Below are 1,465 nucleotides of genomic sequence, written 5' to 3'. Positions count from 1 at the left end.
CTTAAAATCCCTAAATAAATTTCTCTCACAACTGTTTAATAAAGCGGCAATCCCCGTCGTACGTGATTAATTAAACATTCAATTCTTAAAACACCTATTTTTAAATCGACTTAAACCTTCGCTGTTGCGTGCAAACCGATCCAACTTAGTGACAATCAAAGTATCGCCTGTTTTTAGAACGCGCAACAGTTTTTGAAACTCCGGTCGTTCAGTAGTTGTGCCAGTAAACTTTTCCTGAAAGATTTTTTCTGCTCCTGCCAATTTTAGTAAGAACGTGTTTGGATACTTTGACATTCGATTTGATTTTAGTTAAATTAGATCAAAAACAGGAGTTTTTAATCCATGAAAAGCTTTGCACACCATTATAGTAGCGACATCTCTCGTGAACAATTTGAACTAATCCGGACAGATCTAGAAGGCATACGTAAGCGGACTAAGCCAAGAAAGGTTGATTTATATGATATCTTTTGTGCCCTGCTTTATACCTTGAAAAATGGGTGCGTTTGGCGCGATTTACCCAGTGATTTTCCTAAATGGGAAACCGTCTATTATTACTGGTTACTTTGGACTAAAACGCCATCTCCTGCTGGTATCACTCCTCTGGATAAGGCTTTAAAAAAATTGTCAGCCAACATCGGTTAGCTCAGAAGCGTTCAGTTTATACATCGTTCATCATTCTAGATGCTCAAAGTGTCAAGAATACCGATCCTGCTGAAAGTAGCGGCTACGATGGTGGTAAAAAGGTGAGTGGGATTAAGCGCCATCTTGCTGTAGATATCAATGGGCTGCCGATGGCAGTCCATGTGACAACTGCCAATGTTTCTGAGCGTGATGGCGCCAATGCGCTACTGGCGTTAAACAAATCACAGTTTGACCTGGTTCAACGAGTAATGGCCGATGGTGGTTATACTGGTAACAACTTTGCTCAATCAGTTCAGGCAATGATTAACGCTGAAGTCATTATTGCTAAACAGAGTGACCTTAGGCACGGTCAAGTGACCCCGCAACGCTGGGTTATCGAACGCAGTTTTAGCTGGCTAGGAAAATATCGGCGCCTTTGGCGCAATTGTGAGCGAAAGCTGAACACCAGTAAGATGATGATTAGCTTAGCCTTCCTGCGAATACTCTTGAAAAGATTCTAAACACGTTCTAACTCAATTTGATTTGCTAATTTTTGATCAGTGGTACTGACCCGCGCATAGCCATATTTCATCTTTTATCTCCTTGTTTATGTCATTAAGTAATGACACGGTTCTAACCCTTTAATTATACAGCATCAAAAACCAGGTCACAACTGTTAAGTTGTGGCCTCTTTTCACTCTATCTAAACACCTTACTCATTATATATGGCAGATTGCAAGAAATAACTTGAACGAATTTAATGACGTAAATTAAGCAAGAAGATCTCGATTGGTGTATGCCAATTAAGACATTTAAGTGGCCGTGAATTCAAATACCAATTAAT

Annotated in this window: 1 protein-coding gene and 2 pseudogenes; 1 reads left to right on the top strand and 2 read right to left on the bottom strand. The window is 39.8% G+C overall.

Annotated elements, in window-relative coordinates; all coding sequences use genetic code 11:
- Positions 1-84: 84 nt before the first annotated feature.
- A pseudogene (locus MZO41_RS16490) lies at positions 85-294 on the bottom strand (recombinase family protein); the annotation flags it as partial.
- Between the two features lie 48 nt (positions 295-342).
- Between MZO41_RS16490 and MZO41_RS16485 the strand changes: the two are divergent.
- Positions 343-1,142 (top strand): IS5 family transposase gene (locus MZO41_RS16485; RefSeq protein ID WP_119724045.1). Its coding sequence is split into 2 segments (ribosomal slippage): positions 343-610 and positions 610-1,142, totalling 801 coding nucleotides; the frame shifts between segments, so codons are not numbered across the junction.
- Positions 1,143-1,150: 8 nt separating this feature from the next.
- Here MZO41_RS16485 and MZO41_RS16480 read toward each other — a convergent pair.
- Positions 1,151-1,213 (bottom strand): annotated as a pseudogene (locus MZO41_RS16480) (recombinase family protein); the annotation flags it as partial.
- Positions 1,214-1,465: the final 252 nt, after the last annotated feature.

Origin of the sequence: Lactiplantibacillus sp. C232, from assembly GCF_023806725.1 — a bacterium.
Taxonomy (GTDB): Bacteria; Bacillota; Bacilli; order Lactobacillales; family Lactobacillaceae; genus Lactiplantibacillus; species Lactiplantibacillus plantarum.
This window is presented reverse-complemented; position numbering and strand designations above follow the sequence as displayed.